Source organism: Archangium sp. (assembly GCF_036389735.1).
In the GTDB taxonomy this organism is placed as follows: domain Bacteria; phylum Myxococcota; class Myxococcia; order Myxococcales; family Myxococcaceae; genus Archangium.
Genome location: NZ_DASVWK010000322.1, coordinates 1 through 2,195 on the forward strand (window position 1 = coordinate 1; position 2,195 = coordinate 2,195).

The window sequence follows — 2,195 nt, forward strand, 5'->3', positions numbered from 1 at the left end:
TCTGGTAGGTGATGCCCGGGTGCGTCACCACGCGTGGGTCCACGCCCACCTCGTTGAGCACGCCCAGCAGCGTCGACAGCTCCTCGCGGCGCACCACGCCCACGAGCAGCTCGCTGCCCTTGTCCTTCACCTGCGAGGCGACCTGGTAGTCGAAGACGGCCTCGTTCAAGTCGAAGGGAATCTGGCTCTCCACCTCGAAGGGGATGGTGGCTTCGATCCGTTTCGGGTCGGTGAAGGGCAGGGCGAGCTGGTGGGTGACCAGGGAGGGGCCGGGCAGCGCCACCACCACCTGGTCGAGGTGCTGCAGCCCCGGGTTCGCCAGCAGCTCGCGCAACGCCGTGCGCAGCGTCTCCTGACGATCTCCCTCGGGAGCGCGGCGCACCTCGGCGTAGGCCTTCACGGCCGGGCCTCGCGCATTCGAGTCGAGCAGCAGCCCCTTCACGGAGTGGCTGCCCAGGTCCAGACCAAGAATCCGGGCCATTCGTTATTCCTCTCTCCAATACAGGAGCTGTCCCAGCCCGGAGTCGAGCTTGATGACGGCGGTGATGGTCTTCTGGACCGAGCCCGCTTCTCCCACGGACTTGATGCTGAAGGTGTTGCTCTTGTCGCCCAGCAGGCGGTTGCCGGCCACGTTGGCCTTGAGGGCCGGGTTGACGGCGATGCCCGCGGCCTCGATGGCCGTCACGAAGTCCGCCACGCCCATGCCCATGAAGCTGAAGGCGCGCGCCGCGCGGATGCGGGCGATGACCTCCTGCACGAAGACCGGGTCCCTCAGCCGCGGGTCCGGCCGCGCCGGGTCCGCCGCCGACAGGATGGCCATGTACATCATCATCGGGTCATCCGTGTTGACGTTGGGCTTGGAGTTGACGTCCGGGTACACGGTGAGCCGGTCCCGGAAGGCGGCCATGAAGCGATCCGACACGCCGTGCACCCGGTACAGCTCGTCCATGCTGTCGAAGCGCGCGTTCTTCGCCTCGTAGCGCGGCTCGTAGCGGCTGTAGGGCGAGTTCTCGTCCGAGAAGCCCGCGGACAGCGGATTCACCGGGTCGTTGACGTTGAGCGCGGACTGCACCTGGTCGTCGTCCACCCAGTCCTTGATGCCGAGGATGACGTCCTGCGGGTTGACGCGCACGCCGTTGGCGTCCTCGCGCGAGAACAGGAACTCGAAGCGCTTGTCGCCGAGCAGGTCCATCATCCGCATGGCGGTGGGGAGCGCGTCGCCGCTGCCCGCGTTGAGGCGGTGCAGGTTGAGCTTCTCCTCCTCGTCCTGCATGGTGGCGAGGAAGCAGCCGGTGAAGCTGCCAAAGGAGCGCTTCTCGGGTCCCAGCGCGAGCTCGGTCGACAGCTCGCCGTCCTCGTCGAGGGGCGGGGGCGCGTCGGACTCCTCCTGGTCCTCGTCGTCACGGGCCCCGCCGGCCTCCAGGCCCTTGAGCATGTGACAGTCCACGCGCGCCAGCTTCCACAGCTGGATGTTGAGCGAGGACGCCGGTTGCTGCCCGCCGGGAGGCGCTCCACCCGCGGCGCCCGTGAGCTGCGAGAGCATTCCGCCGATGTTGGGGATGGGCGTCTGATCCACCTGCTTCTGGAAGCGAAGCAGCAGGCGCGAGAGCGAGATGCCCGAGCGCGCCATGTACATGGCCTGGAGCTCATCGCGCTGGTTGGACGCCAGCTGGAGGTCCACGCGCGTGTTGTAGGCGAACTCCGTCGCCACGACGGTGAGGATGGTGATGGCCACCACCGCGATGATGAGCGCCACGCCGCGCTGAGAGCGGTCCTTGCGGGCATCTCGGCGGGCGCCTGCCGGCCGGGCCTTCTGGTTCTCGGGGCTCGTCATCTCAGTACCTGGGCAGCTCCGTGTTGAGCATCACACGGGTCTGGGTGGTGTAGCGCACTTCCTTGTCGTTCTCGTCGAGCGCGATCAGGGTGATACGAACACGCGTGGGCAGCTTGGACTTCTGCTCCATGCGCCGCGTGTCCCACTCTTCTTCCCACTCCTTGCGCTCGGTATCCCAGTAGGCGAACTCGATCTTCTTCACGCCCTCGAAGAGGACATCCGTGGTGCCGCCCCGATCCATCCGGCCTTCAACATTCGGATTCACCCGGCGCATCAGGTCCTGCCGACCGTTGGCCCCTCGCTCCGAGGACTGCTCGACGAAGTACTCCACGATCGCCTGGTCGGACTCCTTGGCGTCCGT

3 protein-coding genes are annotated in these 2,195 nt (G+C 67.0%); all 3 read right to left on the minus strand.

All coding sequences use genetic code 11. The features are described 5' to 3' along the window. A partial coding sequence (locus VF794_RS11365) for a type II secretion system protein GspL (RefSeq protein WP_331109614.1) occupies positions 1-481 on the minus strand: 481 nt, incomplete at its 3' end. A gap of 3 nt (positions 482-484) precedes the next feature. After that, positions 485-1,834 carry a type II secretion system minor pseudopilin GspK gene (locus VF794_RS11370; protein ID WP_331109616.1) on the minus strand — a complete coding sequence of 450 codons (1,350 nt, stop codon included), beginning with the start codon at positions 1,832-1,834 and terminating at the stop codon, positions 485-487. Position 1,835: 1 nt separating this feature from the next. After that, on the minus strand, positions 1,836-2,195 hold a 360-nt coding region (locus tag VF794_RS11375), incomplete at its 5' end, for a type II secretion system protein GspJ (RefSeq protein WP_331109618.1).

Coding starts and splice junctions, on each gene's coding strand:
- VF794_RS11370 (WP_331109616.1), bottom strand. CDS start 1,834: ATGACGAGCCCCGAGAACCAGAAGGCCCGGCCGGCAGGCGCCCGCCGA.